Raw genomic sequence first — 20,455 nt, 5'->3', positions numbered from 1 at the left:
CGCAACTACGTACCTAAGAGCGCTGAAGCGCAACTACGTACCTAAGAGCGCTGAAGCGCAACTACGTACCTAAGAGCGCTGAAGCGCAACTACGTACCTTTAGAAATTACCAAATTTATGTTTGCAGATTTCTTTATCAAACGACCTGTCTTTGCTAGTGTCTGCGCCTTAATTATCATTTTAGTAGGCGCAATCAGCATCCCCACACTGCCGATCGAACGCTTCCCTGACATCAGCCCCACCCAAATTAGCGTCACGGCTAACTATAGTGGGGCGAGTGCCGAAATTGTCGAAAATGCCGTTACGAATATCCTAGAGAGGCAAATCAACGGCGTAGAAGGGCTAAAATATCTAACTTCTAGCAGCAGTAATGACGGCACTAGCACTATTACTGCAACTTTCGATCCGTCGCGCAACAAAGATATTGCCGCTGTCGATGTCCAAAATCGAGTGTCAGTCGCTCAACCCCAACTCCCAGATGCCGTACAGCGCACGGGAGTGAGAGTTACCAAACAATCTACCAGTCTCTTGCTGGCGATCGGCTTATTTACCGAAAATAAAGAATACGACACCACATTTTTAAGCAACTACGCTGACTTGTATTTGGCAGATGCTTTAAAGCGGATCAAAGGTGTTGGCGATGTGCGAATTTTTGGGGAACGCCGCTATGCCATGCGCCTGTGGATCGACCCCAATAAGTTAGCAGCTCGCGGTTTGACAATGCAAGATATAACCAGGGCGCTTAACGAACAAAACTTACAAGTTGGTGCTGGGAGAGTTGGTCAAGAACCCGCTCCCGACGGGCAAATGTATCAAATTGATTTACGGGCTAAAAGCCGTCTGCAAGAACCAGCAGAATTTGAAGAAATTGTCCTTAAAACTGATGGAAATGGCACTGTAGTTAAGTTAAAAGAAGTCGGCAGAGCGGAATTAGGAGCCGAAAATTACAGCTCTTTCCTGCGATTTCGGGGCAATGATGCGGTGGGTTTGGGAATTTATCAATTGCCGGGAAGCAATGCTTTGAATGTGGCTCATGCTGTTAAAGCAGAAATGGAAAAACTCGCAACAAGTTTTCCTCCTGGGTTGATACATCGAGTCGCGCTTGATACGACTTTAGAAGTTTGGAGGCCCGCTAGGTTGGGTGTTTGACCGGGTAAATAGGGTTCTTGATTGGATGCAGCGGCAATATCGGAAATCTTTGATATTTCTCACGGGAATTAAAACCATTGTCACGTTCGTATTCATAGCCTCTCTGGGAGTCACAGCTTGGCTTTATCTATCAGTACCCACGGCATTTATCCCAGAGGAAGATCAGGGCTATTTTCTGACAATTATTCAAGGCCCCCAAGGAGTTTCGCTGCAATATACTCGCAAAGTGATGGATGAAGTTGAACAAGAAATTCTGAAACTTCCTGAGGTTGTAGGGACTTTCTCTGTGGGTGGCTTTGGTTTTAGCGGCAGCACTTCTAACCAGGGTATTATCTTTACTACGCTTAAATCCTGGAGCGAGCGTCACGGAGAAGCTCAAAGCGTACAAGCGATTATTGGTAAGTTGCGGGGTCAGCTTTCGGCAATTCCAGAAGCAAGAATTTTCCCGGTGAATCCGCCCGCAATTCAAGGTTTAGGTCAATTTGGAGGCTTCCAATTTCAACTTCAAGATCGCAAAGGAAACAGCGGTTTAGATGCTCTGGTTCAGGCGATGGGTGGGATTTTGAAGCAGGCGAATCAGACGCCGGGATTGCAAGCGGTTTTTAGTACGTTTGCTGCGAATACGCCTCAGTTAGTTGTGGAAGTTGACCGCAATCGGGCTAAGGCTTTGGATATTTCTATTAGTGATATTTTCAGTACGCTACAAACGGCTCTGGGTTCGCAGTATGTAAACGATTTTACTCTCCAGCAGCGCAATTATCGGGTGTACGTGCAAGCAGATAAACAGTTCCGTGCTAATCCTGAAGATATTAGTAAATTGTATGTCCGCTCTGCAAAGAATGAAATGATTTCTTTGAGCAATTTGGTGAAGCTAACTCCGGTGGTGGGAGCCCAAACTGTCAACCACTACAATTTATTTAGGTCAATTGAAATCAATGGCTCTCCCGCTCCGGGTGCGAGTTCTGGACAGGCGATTAAATCGATGGAAAAGGTGTCGGCTCAAGTTTTACCGTCTGGTTTTGGCTATGAATGGTCGGGGACTTCTTTGGAAGAAATTGAGTCGGGGGGTCAAGCGCCGATTATTTTTGGTTTGGGGCTGGTTTTTGTGTTCTTGGTTTTGGCTGCTCAGTACGAAAATTATGTGGATCCTTTTATTATTTTGCTGGCGGTTCCTCTGGCGATTTTAGGTGCGCTTTTGGCTCAGTCTTTGCGGGGTTTGGCGAATGATGTTTATTGCCAAATTGGTTTGGTGATGTTGATTGGATTGTCGAGTAAAAATGCGATTTTAATCGTGGAGTTTGCTAACCAGTTGCGGGAGCGGGGATATTCAATTGCTAAGGCAGCAGTTGAGGCGGCTCAAGAGCGTTTGCGACCGATTTTGATGACTTCTTTGGCGTTTGTTTTGGGGATTCTGCCTCTGGTTAATCCCGAAGGTGCAGGTGCAGCCAGTCGCCGATCGCTCGGGAATGCGATCGCGGGCGGGATGGTTGTTTCTACTTTCTTGAGTTTGTTTATGGTGCCGGTGCTGTATGTGGTGATTGTCTCGGCTCGCGATCGCTTTACAAAACGCGATCGCCCGGAACATCCGCCCCACGATGATGGCACGAGTTTGGATGGAAAAACTGCTCCCCGCGACGAGGTTGAGCGCGATCAAGTAGCGCCGTTGTAACAGCCCAATCTTCTAAGGTATGTAGTTGCGCTTAAGCGCTCTTTCATATAAAGAGCGCCCAAGTGCAACTACGTACCTAAAAATTAACTTCTAGAAAAGTCTTCTTTGGGCAGAAGGCTATGATGCAGGGGGGCTAGAGATGCTAAATTCGCATCAAATAGTTCGATCGCCCACAACTCACAAAAAATACTCTATGAACCGCCCCGCACCTGACAGTTCCTCCCAAATGAGCGACATTGAACGCGCCAACCTCAGCCGCACGATCGATTACAGTTCCATTCGATCGATACCTGAAATTTGGGCGATCGTCAAACAGCGATTTCCCCAAACCGTCGCCCTCCACGATCCCCACAGCAAACCCGAAATTAAACTCACCTATACCGACCTCTACCAACAAATCCAGCAATTCGCCAGCGGATTGCAGGCCCTCGGCATCAATGCAAACCCAGCAGAAATAATCCCTCCCCGCGTCGCCCTCTTCGCCGACAACAGCCCCCGCTGGCTGATAGCCGATCAAGGTATCATGACCGCTGGGGCCGCCAACGCCGTGCGAGGCGCCACCGCCGACCCCGAAGAACTCCTCTACATCATCCAAGACAGCGGCAGTACCGCTTTAGTAGTCGAAAACCTGGCCTTACTCAAAAAACTGCAAGCCCGCCTCCCCGATTTGCCGATCGAACTTATCGTCCTTCTCTCCGACGAGGAACCAGAAACCAGCCCCACCCTAACCACAGTCAAATTTTCCCAAGTCATGGCCACAGGCGCCAACCGCCCCTTCAAACCCGCCAACCACAACCACCAAACCCTCGCCACCCTCCTCTACACTAGCGGCACCACCGGCAAACCCAAAGGCGTCATGCTGACTCACGGGAACCTGCTGCACCAACTCACCACCTTCGGCACAATTTTGCAACCCGAACCGGGCGAATCAGCCCTCAGCATCCTGCCCAGTTGGCACGCCTACGAACGCACAGTCGAATACTTCCTGCTTTCCCAAGGATGCACGCAAATTTACACCAATATTCGCTATTTCAAACAAGACTTTAAAAGTTGCAAGCCCCAGTACATGGTGAGCGTTCCGCGCATCTGGGAATCGATTTACGAGGCTGTACAAAAGCAATTTAGAGAACAGCCACCCAACAAACAAAAATTGGTTAATTTTCTGTTATCTGCCAGCCAGCAATACATTGAAGCCCGCCGCATTTTTCAAGGTTTAACTCTCAGTTTGAAACCTGCTTCTGCTTCGGAAAAACTGATCGCCCGGATCAAAAGTATTCTGTTGTCTCCCGTACACGCGATCGCCGAAAAACTGGTTTATCAAAAAGTCCGGGAAGCTACGGGAGGGCGTTTTAAGTGGGCAATTAGCGGCGGAGGTTCTTTGGCCGCGCATTTAGACAATTTCTTTGAAATCGCGAATATCGGTTTGTTGGTGGGATACGGTTTAACTGAAACATCTCCAGTTTTAACAGTCCGCCGCCCTTGGCACAATCTTAAAGGTTCTGCCGGACAGCCGATCGCCCATACTGAAATTAAAATAGTTGACCCCGAAACTAAACAGCAACTGCCAACAGGCCAGCGCGGTTTAGTATTGGGACGCGGGCCGCAAATCATGCAGGGCTACTATCTCAATCCCCAAGCTACCGCGAAAGCCATTGACTCCGAAGGCTGGTTTGACACCGGCGATTTGGGTTGGCTGACACCGGGCAATGACTTAGTTTTGACCGGGCGCGCCAAAGATACGATCGTCCTCAGCAACGGCGAAAATATCGAACCGCAGCCGATCGAAGATGCCTGCGTCCGCAGCCCCTACATCGACCAAATTATGGTAGTAGGTCAAGACCAAAAATCGATCGGCGCCTTAATTGTCCCCAATTCAGAAGCCGTGCAGAAATGGGCAGAAACTCAGAATCCGCCAATACACGAAATTGACTGGAATAGCAAGAAAATTCAAGACTTATTCCGTCAAGAATTGAACCGGGAGGTGCAAAATCGCCCCGGATACCGCGCGGACGATCGCATTGGCCCGTTCCGGTTGATTCAGGAGCCATTTTCGATGGAAAATGGAATGTTGACTCAGACCCTGAAAATTAAGCGCCCGGTTGTGACTGAACACTACCGCGATATGATTGACGGGATGTTTTGAAATATTCGCAGGACTTGGGGAATGGAGAAGAAAAAATTATCCCTACACCCAAGTCCCGATTGGTGTCAACTTAAGCCTCAAAACCTTTGTATCTCTCGTTTATTTGTATCTCTCGTTTATAGGAGAGGCCAGATCCCCCTAAATCCCCCTTAAGAAGGGGGACTTTGAGAAGATTCTTATCCCCCCCTTAAGAAGGGGGGCTAGGGGGGATCTGGCCTGAATCGCCAGACAGAAGACTGATAATAGGTTTGACGTTCAGTTGACACCAACACCCGAGTCCCGAGTCCGAGTCCTGAGTCATTAGGAAATGTCTACCAACTATTGACTAATGACTGATGACTGTTGTTCGCGAGCGGGGACGCTCGCACTTCTGACTAATGCCTAATTCCCAATTGACAAGCAACAAATTTATGGAACCACAATTACTCTTGAAGCGATCGATTAACGTAAAAGTCGTCGTTACTCCCCGCTGGAAAGAAGAAGCTCAACAGCAACTCCAAGCCCAAATCAATCAAATAGATTCTCAGCTACAACAGCTAGAAATGCAAGGGCAGCGGATGGTTTCAGAAATCCAAAAGCAAAGCCTGCAACCCCCCGGCCCGCAAGTAATGCAGCAAATAGAAAACATTCAAGTGCAGGTGAATCAAAGAAAGAGCGAACTGCTAGAACAGAAAAACCAAAACCTGCAACAGCTTCAGCAAGTGCAGGTGCTAGACCTCGAACAAGAAGTGAGTCAAGGTCAAATTGACGGCACGTTCACCGTCGGGGTGGGAGAAAACTTGATTCAAAAAATGCAAATAGAAGTTCTGCTCCGCGACGGCATTGTCGAAGAAATTCGAGGTGATATTTAGAACTTAGAAATTGGTGATTGGTAATTGATAATTGGTAATTGGTAGGTAATTTTGAGTTGATAGCCGCACATCTTCGGACTAGAGGCTGGCATAATAATAACTATTGCCGATCGCCAATTATCAATTCCCAAATACCGATCGCCAATTACCAACTCACAAGGAATTTTTACAGATGATTCGCGAAGTTTTCATGCCAGCCCTAAGCTCTACCATGACAGAGGGCAAAATTGTTTCCTGGGTCAAATCCGCTGGGGACAAAGTAGAAAAGGGCGAAACGGTAGTCGTAGTTGAATCTGACAAAGCCGACATGGATGTCGAGTCTTTCTACGAAGGCTATCTAGCAATAATTATTGTACCAGCAGGCGAAGTTGCTCCGGTCGGAGCTGCGATCGCCCTAGTCGCAGAAACAGAAGCCGAAATCGCCGCCGCCCAGAAACAAGGAGCCGGCGCCCCCGCAGCCGCAGCTCCAGCAGCCGCAGCCCCCGTTCCTGTCGCAGCTACAGCATCAGTGGGTTTGCAGCAAAACGTCAGCCGCCAAAACGGCCGCAGCATCGTCTCTCCCCGCGCTCGCAAATTAGCCAAAGAGTTTAAAGTAGATTTAAATTCAATCAAAGGCAGCGGCCCCAACGGTCGGATTGTTGCAGAAGATGTGGAAGCAGCAGCCGGTAAAGCCCAACCAGCTCCGGTTCAGCAACCAGTAACAGTCCCCGCAGCACCCGCGCTCGCACCCGCACCCGCAGCAGCCAAACCCGCACCCGCACCAGTCCCAGCGGTAGCGCTTTCCGGTAACAGAGTACCGATGAATGCGCTGCAAAATGCGGTGGTTCGCAATATGGAAGCAAGTTTGAGCGTGCCCTGTTTCCGCGTCGGCTATACAATTACTACTGACAATCTCGACAAACTCTACAAACAAATTAAGTCAAAAGGCGTCACGATGACGGCTATGCTGGCAAAAGCAGTAGCGGTAACTTTACAAAAACATCCTCTGCTGAATGCTTGTTATGTGGAGTCGGGAATTCAACACCGTGCTGATATTAATGTGGCGGTAGCGGTGGCGATGGACGGCGGCGGTTTGATTACGCCGGTGTTGCAAAATGCCGATCGCCTGGACATATATTCTCTCTCCCGCAGTTGGAAGGATTTAGTCGATCGCGCCCGCGCCAAACAGCTAAAACCCGACGAATACAGCACGGGAACTTTTACTCTTTCCAATTTGGGAATGTATGGAGTAGATAAGTTTGACGCGATTTTGCCGCCGAATCAAGGCTCGATTTTGGCGATCGGCTCTTCGCGGCCCCAAGTCGTAGCTAACGAGGAAGGCTTGATGGGAGTGAAGCGGCAAATGCAAGTTAATATTACTTGCGATCACCGAATTATTTACGGTGCTGATGCTGCGTCTTTCTTGCAGGATTTAGCGAAATTGATCGAGACAAATCCTCAATCTTTGACACTTTAATTAGTTAACTGTTGACGGTTGACGGTTGACTGTTGATAGTTGATATCGTTTCCGGTAGCATCGGAATTATTAGCCAAAATGAGGAGACGGCAGTGCCGTGTCCCTACCAATAATATTGTAGGGATACGGCAATGCCGTCTCCTCTATATCATTTCGATGCAACCGAATTGATATCAAACAAGAATACTTTGTTCAAACTCGCACCGAATTTCATCTACAACTTTGCGATCGCTCAAATCACGATGCCACCAGTGGCTACAGCCATCTTGACAATATTTATCGTACCTGCGGGCATCAGCAATTGCTAATAAACTGATTAACAGAAAAAAGGTTTTGATAGATTCTGAGGCTGGCAGTTTCAAAAGCTTTGTGATTTGTTCTTTTAATCGCCCTTTGCTCAGCAATACGCAAGGGGTGTAAGTTGCACGAAGTTTTGATTTAGTAATAGCTAGGAAAACATCTTCTTCTCGCGCCCCTGCTTGGATGGTCATGTAGGATAGCCGCTGCAATATTTCCTGCTGGCCTTCGGTTGGGAAGCTTAAGAACCAGTTTTTTGCATCTTCTTGGCTAATTAATTGTTGTTGAATTTGATTGATTATAATTTCATCGGTTAGATTCATTAAATAAAATTTTAGTTTCAGCCATCTGTTGATTTGAGTTTGCCGGATGCTTTTGCTTGGTCGATCGCATCTTGAATCAGAAGGTAGACAAAGTTGGAGATCGATCGCTTTTCGATATCGCACAACTTTTCTAATTCCTTTTTAGCCTGTGTTGGCAAAACCACTGAAATCCGCTCGCTGTCGCTCATGCCTTGCAATCTGTTAGAAGTTTCTCCTATTGTGCCACCTCCTCCGTCCAGCTCGTGCATCCACAGTCAGTTGTGTGCTTATCTATGCACACTTACGCTTACTTTGTGTTATTTTTATGGGTAATGTCAGAAGCCAGCGCATCCACCGACCAAGTTTCTGCGCTGGCTCTGGCTCCGTTTAGCAATGGAGACTCCTCTATTATGAAATACGAAGGATACCTGAAGCCGTGGGCAGTGGCTCGCTTGCTTCCGAGCTTGCAATGGGCGATCGTTGGTCGCTATCGCAGCCGATCGGATGCGGAGGGACATCTTCAGTTGTTTCGGCAACGAGTGCCCAACATCCGATTTGAAGTGGTGTTTGATTTACCGCATCCTCAAGGATAATTTTCTTGAGAAACGGTGTTCGATTGACTGACAGTTCACTTTGGGGCGATCGCACTTTTGGAGATTAAGGGCGATCGCACTTAATTAACAAATAGCCGAAGCAGGCGCAATTTCGCGGAGTGGCATCAGGAATTCTTGCTTTTCTTCGGGGGTGATATAGCCGCCATTTAGAGCCATTTCCATGAGTTGTTCAACAAATCCCTTTAACTCTGTGATAACTTGATTTTTATTCAGTTCCAATTGTTGATTTCTGGATTTTAGCGTAAACTGATTTGGAGATAAATATCCAAATTCTTTGAAATTACAACTAATTTTATCGTTGGTTAAGGGCTGCAATTCAAAAGTAAGGCACACACTTTCAACAAATTCTATTTTGATGGGTTTGCCTTGAGATAACTCACTGAGTTTTTTGGGGAGTTCATCTTCTAGGAGCATACATATATCGGGGTCTAAAAAAAGTTTGATTTTTTGTTCACCGATTTCTATTGAAACTGGGCGATCGCATTCAAAGCAAAATAGTTTCAGCCCTAATTCAAAATGCGAAAGTTCTCCTAATGAGTCATCTGGTGCATCAGCATATTTTTCGCCATTAGGTTCTTCTAGGTGGATTGTAAAATTGCTATAGTTATTCATCTTCATCGCTCCTATCTAATGGCGAGAGGCTTTATTTGATTGGTTTAATTTCGGCTATTGGTCGATCGTCTTGCAAGAGTACCAATATATTACCCTCTTGGATGAGTTTAATAAAGCTCGACAGATCCCTCTGAATTTCATCAATATTAATGTCGATCGCAGTTGCGCCGGAAATAACTGACTCAGCATGGGAAGATAAAGGAGGGGATTCATTAGCAACTATTTCGCGCAGCAAATGCGTACATAAATCCCGATTTTGAGAATGGGTAGAATGTAACATCTCGCCATATAAACTCCGGGCTAAATCCTGATTGAGAATTCCATAAAGTAGAATCATTGTCCATTCTTTAGCATTCACAATCATTCTGTCTATGCTATCAATAAACGCCTGCAACTGGTCTTTTAGCTCAAAAGACTCCAGAAAATGAATGAGACCATACATGACTTCATGTTGTTCGCATCTGTCATCTAAAACTAGATAAAGTGTTGGCAAATATTCGCTGTTAGGATGTAGGGCAAGTTCGGCTAAAGCGAAGTCAAAATTCATTGCTTCTTCATCAGAGCGGATGAATTTATTAGCATTTAATGTTTCTATTAATTGAGTAACGTTCATCTTATGTCTCCCACTTTATCAAAAGTACCCGACCATGCCAGTGAAAAAGGGTTCGCTATTTTAATTAAATCATGGAAGATTGCTTTTGGTGAATGGGAGGCGATCGCTCTTTGGGAAATGGGAGGCGATCGCCCGCCTTTTGGGGCAAAGTGATTAACTTGGTTCTTTAAAAGCTTCTAAACCCGCACGCAATACACTTGCTACAGGATGATTGATCGCTTGCATTAATGCCTCAACACTCATCGCTTGAATTAAACTAACTACTCGCTGTTCTAAAGTAGGGTCGCTTTTTATTTGTTTTATAGCCTCTTCTGCTACAACTGCTTTTTCGCTCAGAGTCTCCGTTGGGTAATTTTGTGCCAGTTGCTCTAGCAATTTCTGAATTTCTGCTGCTGCTTCAGCTAGATTTTGCTTTTGTTCAGGTGAGTAATTGTGGATAGTACCACCTACTTGCTGAGAATTTATATTCTGAGAGTAGCCAACACCTATTGATGCTTGACTTTGATTGATTTTGGGTTCTGACATAATATCTCCGTAGCCATAGCTAATTATTGTTTTCATTATATATCTTACCACCTACTTGCCGAACACTAATGCTCCCAGAGTATCCAATACCAATTGAGGAGCCACTTTGGTCAACATTGATAGAATTGTCTTCTATATTAATTACGTAAGTTTTTTCTTCATTGCTATCTAAAATTTTATATAATTCTGAAACTACTTCTTCTAATAATTTTTCACTGGTGATATTTTTACCACTGGTGAGTAAAAGATTTGCTTTATCTCCTGAAATGAAAGATACTTCAATCAAATACTGGGTTGTGATTACTTTGATTGTTTTGGGTATAAAAAAATTATAACCTAAAGCCAGTATAATCATTGTGACAATTACTATTAGCCATATTCTTTCGCTTTCTTTTATTAAGAAGAATAATGCTGCCACATACATACAAATCAAAACCTCAAATGGCACTCCTTTTTTATTTCTTGTTGTCTCAGTAATTTGAGCTTCAGTGACTCTAAAACCGGTAATGTTACGAATTAAATAAACAGCATTTCCCAATCTCACTGCTTTTTTGCTGAAGTATAGTTTAGAGCCTGTGAGTAAAGGAGTGACCCCTTGATTCTGAGACGAAGCCATAATTTCAATCTTTCAATCTGCTTATCAACCCCAAGAAGAGATGCTACAGCCTCTTGTTTATATATCAGGGGCTAATCCACAAAATTATGCAAAAACCCAGAAAATAAATTAAAAAAATTACCAGCAGCACCCGAAACTAGAGTCAAACCCAGAAAATTACCAAAATTCAGCCCTACTCCCCTGTCGGGTCGCTAACTGCCATCAGTAATAACTCAAAAGCCCTGCCACAAACTTTTTGACTTGTAAATTGCACCATGTACAGTTGAGCTTTCAAGTATAGTAAGCTAAATAACACTGGTTGCAAACTGATATACATCAGGAATTATGTTAGAATCGCATCAGGAAATTTACACACACCAATCTATGGCATCCACAAACGATCGCTTCGTCGAAGCAGAAAGCCGCTGGGATCTCAAAACTCTGTACGCAGACTTGGCCGCCGTTAAGGGAAAGCCTCTCACCCCCGTAGAAAAGCTGCACCTGCGGGGGTTGCTTTGTGGCAATAGTCCCGCTGAAATTGCGGAAAAGCTGCAAAAAAATCCCAAAGGTGTGGAAACTGACCTGTGTGCCACTATTTATAGATACGTTAAAGGCTTTGTGGGTAAAGGGATTGAAAAGATCGAAAATTGGAGAAATATTGCTGAATGGCTTGAGGATGCTGGATATAAAACTCAGTCATCTGCTAAATTCGCAACTAAAGATTTATTACCTGAAAATTGTATTGTTAATGTAAGCAATATAACTATTGATAAAAATCAAATAGTAATTGTTTTCAAGGTACAAATACCGACTTCACCAGATTCTGAAATCTCAATAGAAAATCTAGACATCAACGATAACAACGCTAACTAAAGTTTAGCCACTATTCAACTGATTGGTAGGGTGAAGCGACTAAAATCAGGAAGGGCGATCGCGCTTTTACCCGATCTCGCAGGGCGATCGCACATTGCGTTTCTCAAATAAGGGCGATCGTATTTCTATTGTGCTACGATTCAATCAGATTTTGGCGATCGATTATGACCATCAAAGAACAACTTCTCCAAACCATTGAAACACTGCCTGATGACTTGCTCGCAGCAACCTTGAAATTCGTCCAAACCCTTCAGCATCCCATTCACAAAACTCCCGGAATTTGTGGCGGTGCAGCGTGAATTCGCGATACCCGCATTCCTGTCTGGACGATTGTTGCTTATCAACAACAGGGCGCAACTGAAGCGGAACTTCTCTATAATTATCCAGGACTCACCCTTCAAGATATACAAGCGGTGACGAACTATTACGATCGCAATCGAGAAGAAATCGAGCTGTGGCTTGCTGAAAATAAGTAACTAAAAATGCTAAAGTTTTACTCAAATGAAAACTTCCCGATCGCAATGGTTGATTTACTGCGATCGCGTGGCTATGATGTTTTGACATCCTAGGGCGCCGGACAAGCCAATCAAAAAATTCCAGATGATGAAGTCTTGATGTACGCAATAAATGTAGGGCGCGCAGTCATTACAGAAAATCGTCAAGATTTTATCAATCTCCACTCTACAACCTCAAATCACCCAGGAATTATAATTTGTAAAGCCGATCGAGATTATGCAGGTAAAGTGCAGGTACTCCACGACTTTTTAACTCAAGATACACAGCCGATGGACAATCGTCTGCTTCGGGTAATGAAACAAAATCTTAAAGCTAGCCAACAGACATTTATACTTCAGGAATACCCAAAATCTTCTTAATAATCATTATAATTATAATTCCCGTCGTCTATTGTGCTACGATTCAATGAGAGCGTCAGTAACTAAAAAAAATGGCAACAATTACCCTTCAAATTCCCGACGAATTGGCTCAACGTCTAGAACCTTTGCAAAATCGATTGCCAGAATTGCTTTGGCAAATTCTAGAATTAACGAAGAATCCCACAACTATCGAGCCGGAAATCAACACTCATAGTGGCGATATTCCCGCAGTTTATCAAGAAGTTCTTGATTTTTTGATAAAGAGTCCAATTCCACAAGAGATTGTTAATTTCAAGGTTTCACAACAGGCTCAGATACGCCTACAAATTTTGCTTGACAAAAACCGCGAATCGATACTAAATCCAATGGAAATAGAAGAATTAGATGTTTGCGAGCAGCTAGAACATCTGATAATTTTACTAAAAGCAAGAGCCTATTCAGAGATTTGATAAATGACTCCTACTTCCATATCGATAAACAAGGCTAAGAACAACGCTATTGAAATTATGAGAATCATCAGAGGCGAGCGGGATTTAGAAACTTTTTTTGAAGATAAAAGCAACCGAGAAGAAATCGAGCTGTGGCTTGCTGAAATAATCTAGATGTACGATAGCTTATCTACTTCTATATCGCTCTAACCCAAAATAAAATCAACGCTTACTTCAAACTCAGGAAAAGCTAGCGGCGCAACCATTTCTCCCCGCTCAAACTTTTGCATTGAAGTATAGCCATTTGCCGTCGGACAACGGTAAACTTCTAAACAATTCACCTCAAGATCCCACAACCATACTTCTTGAATACCAGAACGAGCATAGTTAGGAACTTTCACATTGCGATCGAAATCAACAGTGCTATCAGAAACCTCAACTAACAACAAAACTTCAGATGGTACTGGATGTGCAGTAGCGTAGTAGTCAGCGCGAGGTTGTAGCAATACAATATCCGGTTGAGGTTCTGTACGCTCACTTAACTGAATTGGGTTTTGAACATCCAAAATAGCACTTTCTTCTGGAAGTTGGCGAAACTGTCGGATCAGTCGCCGTACACAAGTTGCATGACGAGTACCAATTGCAGCCATTTGAACGATCTCTCCTTCTATCAATTCTACTCGGTCATCTTCACCCAAAATGCCAGCCTCACCCATTAGGTGATATTCTTGCACTGTAAATAGCCGTCTTTGCATTTGAACAGACATAACTATTCTCCTTATTCGGCAGTTGTATAAACTTTATCATTATTGCCAGTAAGCTTCAACCTACTGGCCGATCGCCCTAACTCAATCACCATCAACTAATTACTCGATCGCACAGTCAGCACTTGCGGCGGCGTCGCATCCGGCGGATACAAGAAATCCACCTGCACCAAACGGCGTTCCCCCGGCTTCATATTCACATTTACCAAAGCTTCCCCCTGCTGTCCCCGGCGCTGCACAATGTGAATGTAGCGCGTCAAAGTCTTCCCCCCATCATCATTAAACATCACCCGCAGCGTACCTCGGAAAAATATCCGATTTTCCGGAGGATCGTAAAACGTAAGTCCGGCCGATTCTTTATTTGCTTTAATCGGTGTTTGCATTCTAATGCTCACAGCTTGCGACTCGCGAGACTTGTTATAAAGTGGAAAAGTTAAATTGTATTGAATCCCGTAATTACCGTGAGCAAAATAAGCAGTATCTGGATAGCGAGCTAACATTTTAGCGCTTTGAATTTGACCAGTCCCAAAAGTACCAGTATCAGTAGTGCTCAGAGCATAAGAAAATGACTCGCCGCGATTGGGAATCGTTAAATAATCGGTTCGCGAATTGTCAGTAATTTTAGCTTTCCACTCGGAACCTTCAGCGACTCCGGCCACGCGCCCGTAAATTTTTTGCAGTGGATTTTCGCCTCTGGGAGTTGGTGCTAAATCTCTCGGCCCAGCTAAACCTTTCGTGTTTAAAATATTTTCCCATTGTTCCAAAGTCGGATATTGCTCGACTCCTTCTTTAGTTTGAGGAGCAAACATAGCTAAACTAGCAACATAAACCGAATTGCTGCTCGACACTCGCATTAAAGTCGATCGCCCGTTAGAAGCAGGCGTGACATTCCCCACAGGTATCGGCAAATTCATCAGCATTCGGCTCTGGTTTGCCGGAATCTCGATGGAAGCAGGCAAAATGGCTTGTCGGTGCCCCCGCAGCACATCGCTCGTAATGCGGCTGCCAGGCCCCGCAAACACAGTGCCGAATCGATTTTCTAAATACGACGGCAAATCGACAAACAAAGCATCCGGGCGAGTTAAATAAGTCGCTCCTTGCAGGATATTTAAAGTAACAGGTTCCGAGTTGGGATTGTGGACAATTATGCCTTGAAATAAGGTGCGAGTTTCGGCACGATTTTTAGCTTTGGCGATGTGGTGGGCGAAGATGTCAAATCGGCCTTTGAAGGCAAAGTTTAAGTGTGCAGAAGGTACTTGTTTGGCTTCCTCGGGAAATGTGGAGAGCAAAATGCCTTCGGTTTGTACAACTTCCGGGCTGTTACTGTTGAAAACCGGGATGCTGTCGAGTTTTCCCGGCAAAACGCGCACTTGCTGGGGCACCGTCACAGTTTTCAGCGGGGCGGTTGTCTGCGGTTGTGGTGGTAAATCCAGTTCGTTTTCCGGTAGCGGGACTTCTCGCTGAATTTGGATGACTTGTTGACTCGGAGGTTTCGGGATTGCTTGAGCTAAGGGTAGAATTGGTAACAAAAACATAGCTGTGAGCGCGTTTAACTGAACTTGCAAATTGCTTTGACGCAAAGCAATCGACACAAAACTTTACCACAACTATGTTGACATTTCCTTGAGTTTGGGAATTTTAGGTCAATTTTTGCGGATATAGTCAAATTTAGGACAAATTTTCAATGACGATAATTTTAACCAACGACGACGGCATTGATGCTCCGGGGATTCAGGCACTTTTGCAGGCTGTAGAGGGCAAGACAATTATGGTGGCCCCTCAAGGGCAACTTTCGGGCTGCGGGCATCAGGTGACTGCTCACAGTCCGATTCATGTCGATCGGCGATCGTCCGTCGAGTATGCTGTAGGAGGAACACCCGCAGACTGCGTGCGGATTGCTCTCAATCACGTTTGTCCAAAACCGGATTTGGTACTTTCCGGGATTAACGCCGGCGGCAATTTGGGCGTTGACGTGTACATTTCAGGTACAGTTGCTGCGGTGCGGGAAGCAGCTATGCACGGTATTCCTGGCATCGCAATTTCCCATAGAATTAAAAGGCCGCTGGAAATTGACTGGGATGTCGCGACTCGCTGGACATCGCGGGTGTTGGCCGATTTGCTGAATCGCGAACCAAAGCCGGGGTGTTTCTGGAATGTGAATTTTCCGCATTTAGCGCCGGGAAGTGCGGAACCGGAAATTGTGTTTTGTCGCCCTTCAACTCAGCCGCTGCCTGTGGTTTACCGCCAAGAGGGAGAATACTTTTATTATGTGGGAGAGTATGGAAATCGCGATCGAGCGCCGGGGACTGATGTTGAGGTGTGTTTTGGCGGTAATATTGCTGTGACTGAGATATCTCTGTGAGGGATTAGGTAGGGTGGTTTTATTCTCATACCAAAAGTATCGCTCAAAGGTCGGCTCGCCCTTGCCCCAAGGTATGTAGTTGCGCTTCAGCGCTCTTAGCTCATATTAGGAAATAGCGCTTTCATCGCAACTACGTACTTCAGATGAAAGGTTCTTAGCTTATATTAGGGAAAAGCGCTTTCATCGCAACTACGTACCTCAGATGAAAGCGTTCTTAGCTTATACTATAAAGAGCGCTGAAGCGCAACTACGTACCTAAGATGAATGGTTCTTAGCTTATATTAGGAAATAGCGCTTTCATCGCAACTATGTACTTCAGATTAAAGGTTCTTAGCTTATATTAGGAAATAGGTCTGAAGCGCAACTACGTACCTAAATTGTATGACGACAATAAAACCGCCCATATAGCCTAAATATAATATCCTATGGCTAAATTACCATGATAAACCCATCTGATGATTGCGAGCATTCTCTGCGGATATGATTTAATAATAAACCCGTTTTCAGATGAGCCGAAAACGGGATATTTAAATAGGTTGAAACTTGAGAGGAATGACAATCAAACAAAATTAATCGCCATCCCGAGAATGGCAGCTATCTCTCCTTCTGACCGTCCCTGCTACCAAAATTTTTATTGTCATCCTTCGGCTTAGCAACACCATCAGGTTGTTTTTTTGGCTTTTTGACTTCTTTGTTGCTTTTTCTTTCTTTTGACATAATCATTCCTCAATTTTGACTCAAAAAACATCGATAGAAACCTCTGCCTAACTGCAAGTAAAAGGAGTTGCCCGACAGACAGGTGCGATATCGTGTTCGGTCAATTAGCCTTAATAGAATAAGTTTGTAGTCAGGACTTAATTCTTCAGCATTTTCTGAGGACTTAACCCACTACAAACTTATTTTACAGTGTTTTCAGCGGACACGAGTTTACTTGCTGTTAGTATCGTATCATCTTTGGTAGATTATAAACTATGTTTTGCACTCCTAGCATCTACTCTTAGGCATATCCATAAATTCCTCATGTGTAGAATGTCGGAAATTACTTTATTTCCTAGAGTTTGTAGCATCAACGTTCCACTCACCCGATTAATTTCGCGACTCGCAAAGCAGAGGTAATCGCTCCTTCGTGCAAGCCATCTCCCAAATAAGCTCCCGCATGATAGGTATGATTCTCGCCATTAGTCTCGATAATTTCATCTCGATATCGGAAAGACTCCACTGTATATAATGGTGTGTGATGTTTCTGAATGTGAATAATTTGCTCTTTTGCAATCAATTCATCCAGATGAAAAGCTAAACTGTACTCTCGCGGCGATGTGATGCCGCAAAGCTGATTCAAGCTTGCATTGTAGCCCCATCCCTTGTCCGTCTCGAAAAAATCGAATTCCGATAACTTGCGAATACCGTAGCGATCGTACATCGAAGTATCCGAATGCAGCACAGTCGTGGCATAATTGGGTTTCCAGGCCGCAAACCGCTTCGTTTCCGCCTCCGTCGGGTCAGCCAACAGCCTCATCACTTGGTCTGGCGGCATCGCAAACACCACCTTATCAAATTCCTGAGTCTCCCCATTTGCCAGCACAATTTTTACAGCACCAGCACTTCTGAAAATCTTAGCAATCTCCACATTCAGCAGGATATCACCCTTATACCGCTCCAGAATCTTTTCAATGTAAGAATAGACCCCCCCTTTAATCCTCACCCAATTCACCGAAGCATATTCGCGCAGCACCGGCATCGCCAATTCCGCTGGAAAATCGTCGAGCAATTCAAACGGTATCGAGTAGCTGTACATCGTCAGCAACTTCAGCCAATCATTGCGGACGCACGACTTTTTTAAACTATGAGAAAGTGGCATATCGTAGAAATCGTGCTGTTTGGCAAACCGCATTTTTAGCAGAAATCCAGCCGAACGAGCATAGAGACTGTCGAGTTGCAAATACTCAATCAAGCGTTGCATTCCCGTAAAATTTTTTTGAATAGCAACCGCTGACAAAAAGTGACCGCCATCTTTAAAAAATAGCGATGAACCAATCTGCACGGGTTCTAATTCAACGCCTAGATCCTGCATTAAAGCCGCGAAATTGTAAAACACAGTGGGAAATTCTAGCACCCCATTTTCTAATATTTCATTGCACTCAGATTGATTGGGCAAAACATTTTTATTGAGCGTCCGAATGTGTCCGCCTAAAATCGGCTGACTTTCCAACACAGTGACGTGGTGTCCCTGTTTGTTGAGCCAGTAGGCTGTAGCCATACCGCTAGCTCCGCCCCCAACAATTGCAATTCTCATGGTTCTCTCCTAAATTGATAGAGTGGAACATTAATCATCGAATGCTTAAGAGCTTAAAAAAAGAAGGTATGTAGTTGCGCTTCAGCGCTCCTTATAAATATTAGGAAAGAGCGCTCAAGCGCAACTACGTACCTAATTTGTCTGATGACAATAAACTGCCCTACCTAACTCCTCTTAATAAGGGGGGGGCTAGAAGCTGTTTCTAGTTTTCTGGCTGGTTGGATGTAATGCCCTTTTTATTTCTTAGTCTGCGGAGGTAGACTTCGTTTCACAACTAGCGATTTCCATCGCCGAGTAACGAATTTCTCTTAGCCTAAAATCGCATCGCCGGACAAACGTTGATAAAGCAGCGCCCCCGTCCAAAATGTCGGTGCAAAGCCTGGATAGCCCGAGGATGCGTTGCAGAAATAGAAATTGTTGAGGGATGTTTCGTGATTTAGCCGATCGACTCCCATGTTTTTCGGCGTCAGGGTAGAACCGTAGGAATTGCCGTTGGGACACCAGCAAAAGCGCTCGTTAGTGGTAGGACTTCCGGTAATATGAAAAATCATGTGTTTGCGGAAATCGGGAACATAGTGTTTTTCAACTACGTCTAAAATTGAGTCGAGAATCTCTTGTTTTTTCTGCCTGTAAGCTTTGCGGTCGGTCTCCCAAAGTTGTTTAAAATAACTGTAGTTAGCCACAGTCAGAAATTCTACAATTTGACAACCTTCGGGACAATCGGGCCGCGCTTCGGTGAGTAAAGTCGGCGTTGTAATCGCAAAACTCGGACGAGAAAAATCATTTTTGTCATACATTTGAGCAAAAGCTTCATTCAGATCCAAATGTTCGGAATGAAACGTATTCCACTTGCCAAAGCCGTAGTCTCGCAGGTCGATATCTTTGACAACGCAGTACACCATGTAGTTGGATGCAGAATACTCATAATCAAGTTTCCGCCGCACTGTTTTTGAGAACAGTTCCTGACCAATCATCTTGGCTGCTCTTTTGGGGTCGAGGTTGCAAATCACCGTGTCGCCCGTGAATTCATGGGTTTGATGCGTTGTCAAATCCATCGCTTCAACTCCCGTGACAGTTCTATCTGTCAGCCGGAAATTCGTGACTTCATGGTTTAGTAAAACTTTCCCGCCGTTGGATTCAATGACTTTAACTAAAGAATTGATGACATCTTCAAAATGCTGCGTCGGATAAAATGCACCTTCTTGATAGCCTCGAAACAAAGCAATCCAAGCATAGAAAGACAACTGGTTAGGAGGTAGCAAAAAGTCCGGCCATTGCAGGGCTAATAAAGTTTGGGCGCCTTGGGGGAGTTGGAATTTATCAAAAACATCCTGAAGCGTGCTATTGAGGTGTTGGACGGCGCAGAATACGTCACCGAAATTTTTGAGCAATTCAATTGGTTTGACGGGAGGAGCGAGTTTTCTGAGTCCTTCGCCAGTTTTTTCGACTTCGTTGACGAATTTGCGAATTCTCTCGCCCGCTTCGGGAAACAGCGCCGACAATCGCCGGATCAATTCCTCTGCTTCCGAGGGAATATCGAGGGCGTACCCAGGCATTCTCATGTGGTCGAAGCCATTCGGATCGTAGCGCTCAAAGGTGACATCGCGATCGAGATTGAGTTTTTTGAGGACTCGATCGACTGTATGTCCTTCGCCGCAGTCCCAAACGTAGTGGAATTGGGCATTAAACGTGTATTTTTTGGCCATTGTAAAGGTGTGGCCAAAGCCTCCGGGATGCTCGTGAGCTTCCAGGATGTGCACGATTTTGCCGGAGTTGGCCATCAAGGCTCCAAAAACCAATGCTGATAAACCACTACCGACGATGAGGTAATCTGTTTTCATGGGATATTTCCTCGATCGATTGAATCGGGCGATCGTTCTATTTTTAGGCTAACGCTCAATTCTGAGGAAATTCTGAAGATGATTTCTTATAGCCCCCCGGCGATTGGAAATCGCGGCTACACAAACGATGTCCACCTCCGTGGACGAAGAAGGTATTCGGAGATGGAAAATTATCAAATAAAATCTTTAACCC

Annotated in this window: 24 protein-coding genes and 1 pseudogene; 13 read left to right on the top strand and 12 right to left on the bottom strand. The window is 44.9% G+C overall.

Going from position 1 to position 20,455, the window contains the following annotated elements; genetic code table 11:
- Positions 1-117: 117 nt before the first annotated feature.
- The 5 genes from JGK16_RS27875 to JGK16_RS27855 all read left to right on the top strand — a co-directional run bounded on the left by JGK16_RS27875 (position 118) and on the right by JGK16_RS27855 (position 7,268).
- Positions 118-1,149: an efflux RND transporter permease subunit gene (locus JGK16_RS27875; protein ID WP_293185719.1), complete on the top strand. Its 1,032-nt coding sequence runs from the start codon at positions 118-120 to the stop codon at positions 1,147-1,149.
- Between the two features lie 25 nt (positions 1,150-1,174).
- The gene (locus JGK16_RS27870; RefSeq protein WP_293203534.1) at positions 1,175-2,818 is read left to right on the top strand and encodes an efflux RND transporter permease subunit; all 1,644 of its coding nucleotides are present in this window, start codon (positions 1,175-1,177) and stop codon (positions 2,816-2,818) included.
- A gap of 193 nt (positions 2,819-3,011) precedes the next feature.
- Positions 3,012-4,961 (top strand): long-chain fatty acid--CoA ligase, encoded by a 1,950-nt coding sequence (locus JGK16_RS27865; protein WP_293203535.1) that lies wholly within the window; start codon positions 3,012-3,014, stop codon positions 4,959-4,961.
- 410 nt (positions 4,962-5,371) lie between these two features.
- The gene (locus JGK16_RS27860; RefSeq protein WP_293185715.1) at positions 5,372-5,812 is read left to right on the top strand and encodes a YlqD family protein; all 441 of its coding nucleotides are present in this window, start codon (positions 5,372-5,374) and stop codon (positions 5,810-5,812) included.
- Positions 5,813-5,984: 172 nt separating this feature from the next.
- Entirely contained in the window at positions 5,985-7,268 is a 1,284-nt protein-coding gene (locus JGK16_RS27855) for a dihydrolipoamide acetyltransferase family protein (RefSeq protein WP_293185711.1), read from the top strand.
- Positions 7,269-7,441: 173 nt separating this feature from the next.
- On the opposite strand, the gene JGK16_RS27850 is transcribed toward JGK16_RS27855, so the two are convergent.
- Entirely contained in the window at positions 7,442-7,888 is a 447-nt protein-coding gene (locus tag JGK16_RS27850) for a DUF5958 family protein (RefSeq protein ID WP_293185709.1), read from the bottom strand.
- A gap of 17 nt (positions 7,889-7,905) precedes the next feature.
- Positions 7,906-8,136, bottom strand: a complete 231-nt coding sequence (locus tag JGK16_RS27845) for a hypothetical protein (protein WP_293185708.1) — start codon at positions 8,134-8,136, stop codon at positions 7,906-7,908.
- 63 nt (positions 8,137-8,199) lie between these two features.
- Between JGK16_RS27845 and JGK16_RS27840 the strand changes: the two genes are divergently transcribed.
- Entirely contained in the window at positions 8,200-8,460 is a 261-nt protein-coding gene (locus JGK16_RS27840; RefSeq protein WP_293185706.1) for a hypothetical protein, read from the top strand.
- A gap of 84 nt (positions 8,461-8,544) precedes the next feature.
- Here JGK16_RS27840 and JGK16_RS27835 read toward each other — a convergent pair whose 3' ends face one another.
- Together JGK16_RS27835 and JGK16_RS27830 are read right to left on the bottom strand one after the other, a co-directional pair.
- Positions 8,545-9,093 carry a hypothetical protein gene (locus JGK16_RS27835; protein WP_293185704.1) on the bottom strand — a complete coding sequence of 183 codons (549 nt, stop codon included), beginning with the start codon at positions 9,091-9,093 and terminating at the stop codon, positions 8,545-8,547.
- A gap of 31 nt (positions 9,094-9,124) precedes the next feature.
- Entirely contained in the window at positions 9,125-9,706 is a 582-nt protein-coding gene (locus tag JGK16_RS27830) for an Imm30 family immunity protein (protein WP_293185702.1), read from the bottom strand.
- 3 nt (positions 9,707-9,709) lie between these two features.
- Here JGK16_RS27830 and JGK16_RS27825 point away from each other — a divergent pair, with 3 nt between their 5' ends.
- Positions 9,710-9,859 carry a hypothetical protein gene (locus JGK16_RS27825; protein WP_293185701.1) on the top strand — a complete coding sequence of 50 codons (150 nt, stop codon included), beginning with the start codon at positions 9,710-9,712 and terminating at the stop codon, positions 9,857-9,859.
- Here the strand turns inward: JGK16_RS27825 and JGK16_RS27820 are convergent, their stop codons facing one another.
- Both JGK16_RS27820 and JGK16_RS27815 read right to left on the bottom strand, forming a co-directional pair.
- Positions 9,860-10,267, bottom strand: coding sequence for a hypothetical protein (locus tag JGK16_RS27820; RefSeq protein ID WP_293185699.1), 408 nt, complete (start codon positions 10,265-10,267; stop codon positions 9,860-9,862).
- Positions 10,251-10,847 carry a hypothetical protein gene (locus tag JGK16_RS27815; protein ID WP_293185698.1) on the bottom strand — a complete coding sequence of 199 codons (597 nt, stop codon included), beginning with the start codon at positions 10,845-10,847 and terminating at the stop codon, positions 10,251-10,253. Before JGK16_RS27815 ends, JGK16_RS27820 begins: the two co-directional genes overlap by 17 nt.
- 324 nt (positions 10,848-11,171) lie before the next feature.
- On the opposite strand from JGK16_RS27815, the gene JGK16_RS27810 reads away from it, so the two are divergent.
- From JGK16_RS27810 to JGK16_RS32835, 3 genes and pseudogenes are all read left to right on the top strand, one after another.
- Positions 11,172-11,699: a helix-turn-helix domain-containing protein gene (locus JGK16_RS27810; RefSeq protein WP_293185697.1), complete on the top strand. Its 528-nt coding sequence runs from the start codon at positions 11,172-11,174 to the stop codon at positions 11,697-11,699.
- 164 nt (positions 11,700-11,863) lie between these two features.
- A complete protein-coding gene (locus JGK16_RS27805) occupies positions 11,864-11,998 on the top strand; it encodes a hypothetical protein (protein ID WP_293185695.1) in 135 nt (44 codons plus the stop codon).
- Positions 11,999-12,067, top strand: a pseudogene (locus JGK16_RS32835) (DUF433 domain-containing protein); the annotation flags it as partial.
- A gap of 22 nt (positions 12,068-12,089) precedes the next feature.
- Here JGK16_RS32835 and JGK16_RS27800 read toward each other — a convergent pair.
- Positions 12,090-12,263, bottom strand: a complete 174-nt coding sequence (locus JGK16_RS27800) for a hypothetical protein (protein WP_293185694.1) — start codon at positions 12,261-12,263, stop codon at positions 12,090-12,092.
- A gap of 29 nt (positions 12,264-12,292) precedes the next feature.
- Here JGK16_RS27800 and JGK16_RS27795 point away from each other — a divergent pair, with 29 nt between their 5' ends.
- Positions 12,293-12,574 carry a DUF5615 family PIN-like protein gene (locus tag JGK16_RS27795; RefSeq protein WP_293185722.1) on the top strand — a complete coding sequence of 94 codons (282 nt, stop codon included), beginning with the start codon at positions 12,293-12,295 and terminating at the stop codon, positions 12,572-12,574.
- Between the two features lie 71 nt (positions 12,575-12,645).
- Positions 12,646-13,023, top strand: a complete 378-nt coding sequence (locus JGK16_RS27790) for a hypothetical protein (protein ID WP_293185693.1) — start codon at positions 12,646-12,648, stop codon at positions 13,021-13,023.
- Between the two features lie 185 nt (positions 13,024-13,208).
- Here the strand turns inward: JGK16_RS27790 and JGK16_RS27785 are convergent, their stop codons facing one another.
- Complete coding sequence (locus JGK16_RS27785; RefSeq protein WP_293185689.1) at positions 13,209-13,769, bottom strand: Uma2 family endonuclease; 561 nt, start codon at positions 13,767-13,769, stop codon at positions 13,209-13,211.
- Positions 13,770-13,864: 95 nt separating this feature from the next.
- On the bottom strand, positions 13,865-15,301 hold the full coding sequence (locus JGK16_RS27780; RefSeq protein ID WP_293193318.1) for a DUF3370 domain-containing protein: 1,437 nt from the start codon (positions 15,299-15,301) through the stop codon (positions 13,865-13,867).
- A gap of 149 nt (positions 15,302-15,450) precedes the next feature.
- Between JGK16_RS27780 and surE the strand changes: the two genes are divergently transcribed.
- Positions 15,451-16,128, top strand: coding sequence for a 5'/3'-nucleotidase SurE (surE, locus tag JGK16_RS27775; RefSeq protein ID WP_293193315.1), 678 nt, complete (start codon positions 15,451-15,453; stop codon positions 16,126-16,128).
- Positions 16,129-16,722: 594 nt separating this feature from the next.
- Here surE and JGK16_RS27770 read toward each other — a convergent pair.
- From JGK16_RS27770 to JGK16_RS27760, 3 genes are all read right to left on the bottom strand, one after another.
- Positions 16,723-16,845, bottom strand: a complete 123-nt coding sequence (locus JGK16_RS27770; RefSeq protein ID WP_293157680.1) for a hypothetical protein — start codon at positions 16,843-16,845, stop codon at positions 16,723-16,725.
- Between the two features lie 361 nt (positions 16,846-17,206).
- Positions 17,207-18,421 (bottom strand): FAD-dependent oxidoreductase, encoded by a 1,215-nt coding sequence (locus JGK16_RS27765; protein ID WP_293193314.1) that lies wholly within the window; start codon positions 18,419-18,421, stop codon positions 17,207-17,209.
- 308 nt (positions 18,422-18,729) lie between these two features.
- Positions 18,730-20,262, bottom strand: a complete 1,533-nt coding sequence (locus tag JGK16_RS27760) for an NAD(P)/FAD-dependent oxidoreductase (protein ID WP_293193313.1) — start codon at positions 20,260-20,262, stop codon at positions 18,730-18,732.
- Positions 20,263-20,455: the final 193 nt, after the last annotated feature.

It is taken from the genome of Microcoleus sp. PH2017_09_SFU_O_A, from assembly GCF_020738625.1.
In the GTDB taxonomy this organism is placed as follows: domain Bacteria; phylum Cyanobacteriota; class Cyanobacteriia; order Cyanobacteriales; family Microcoleaceae; genus Microcoleus.
This window is presented reverse-complemented; position numbering and strand designations above follow the sequence as displayed.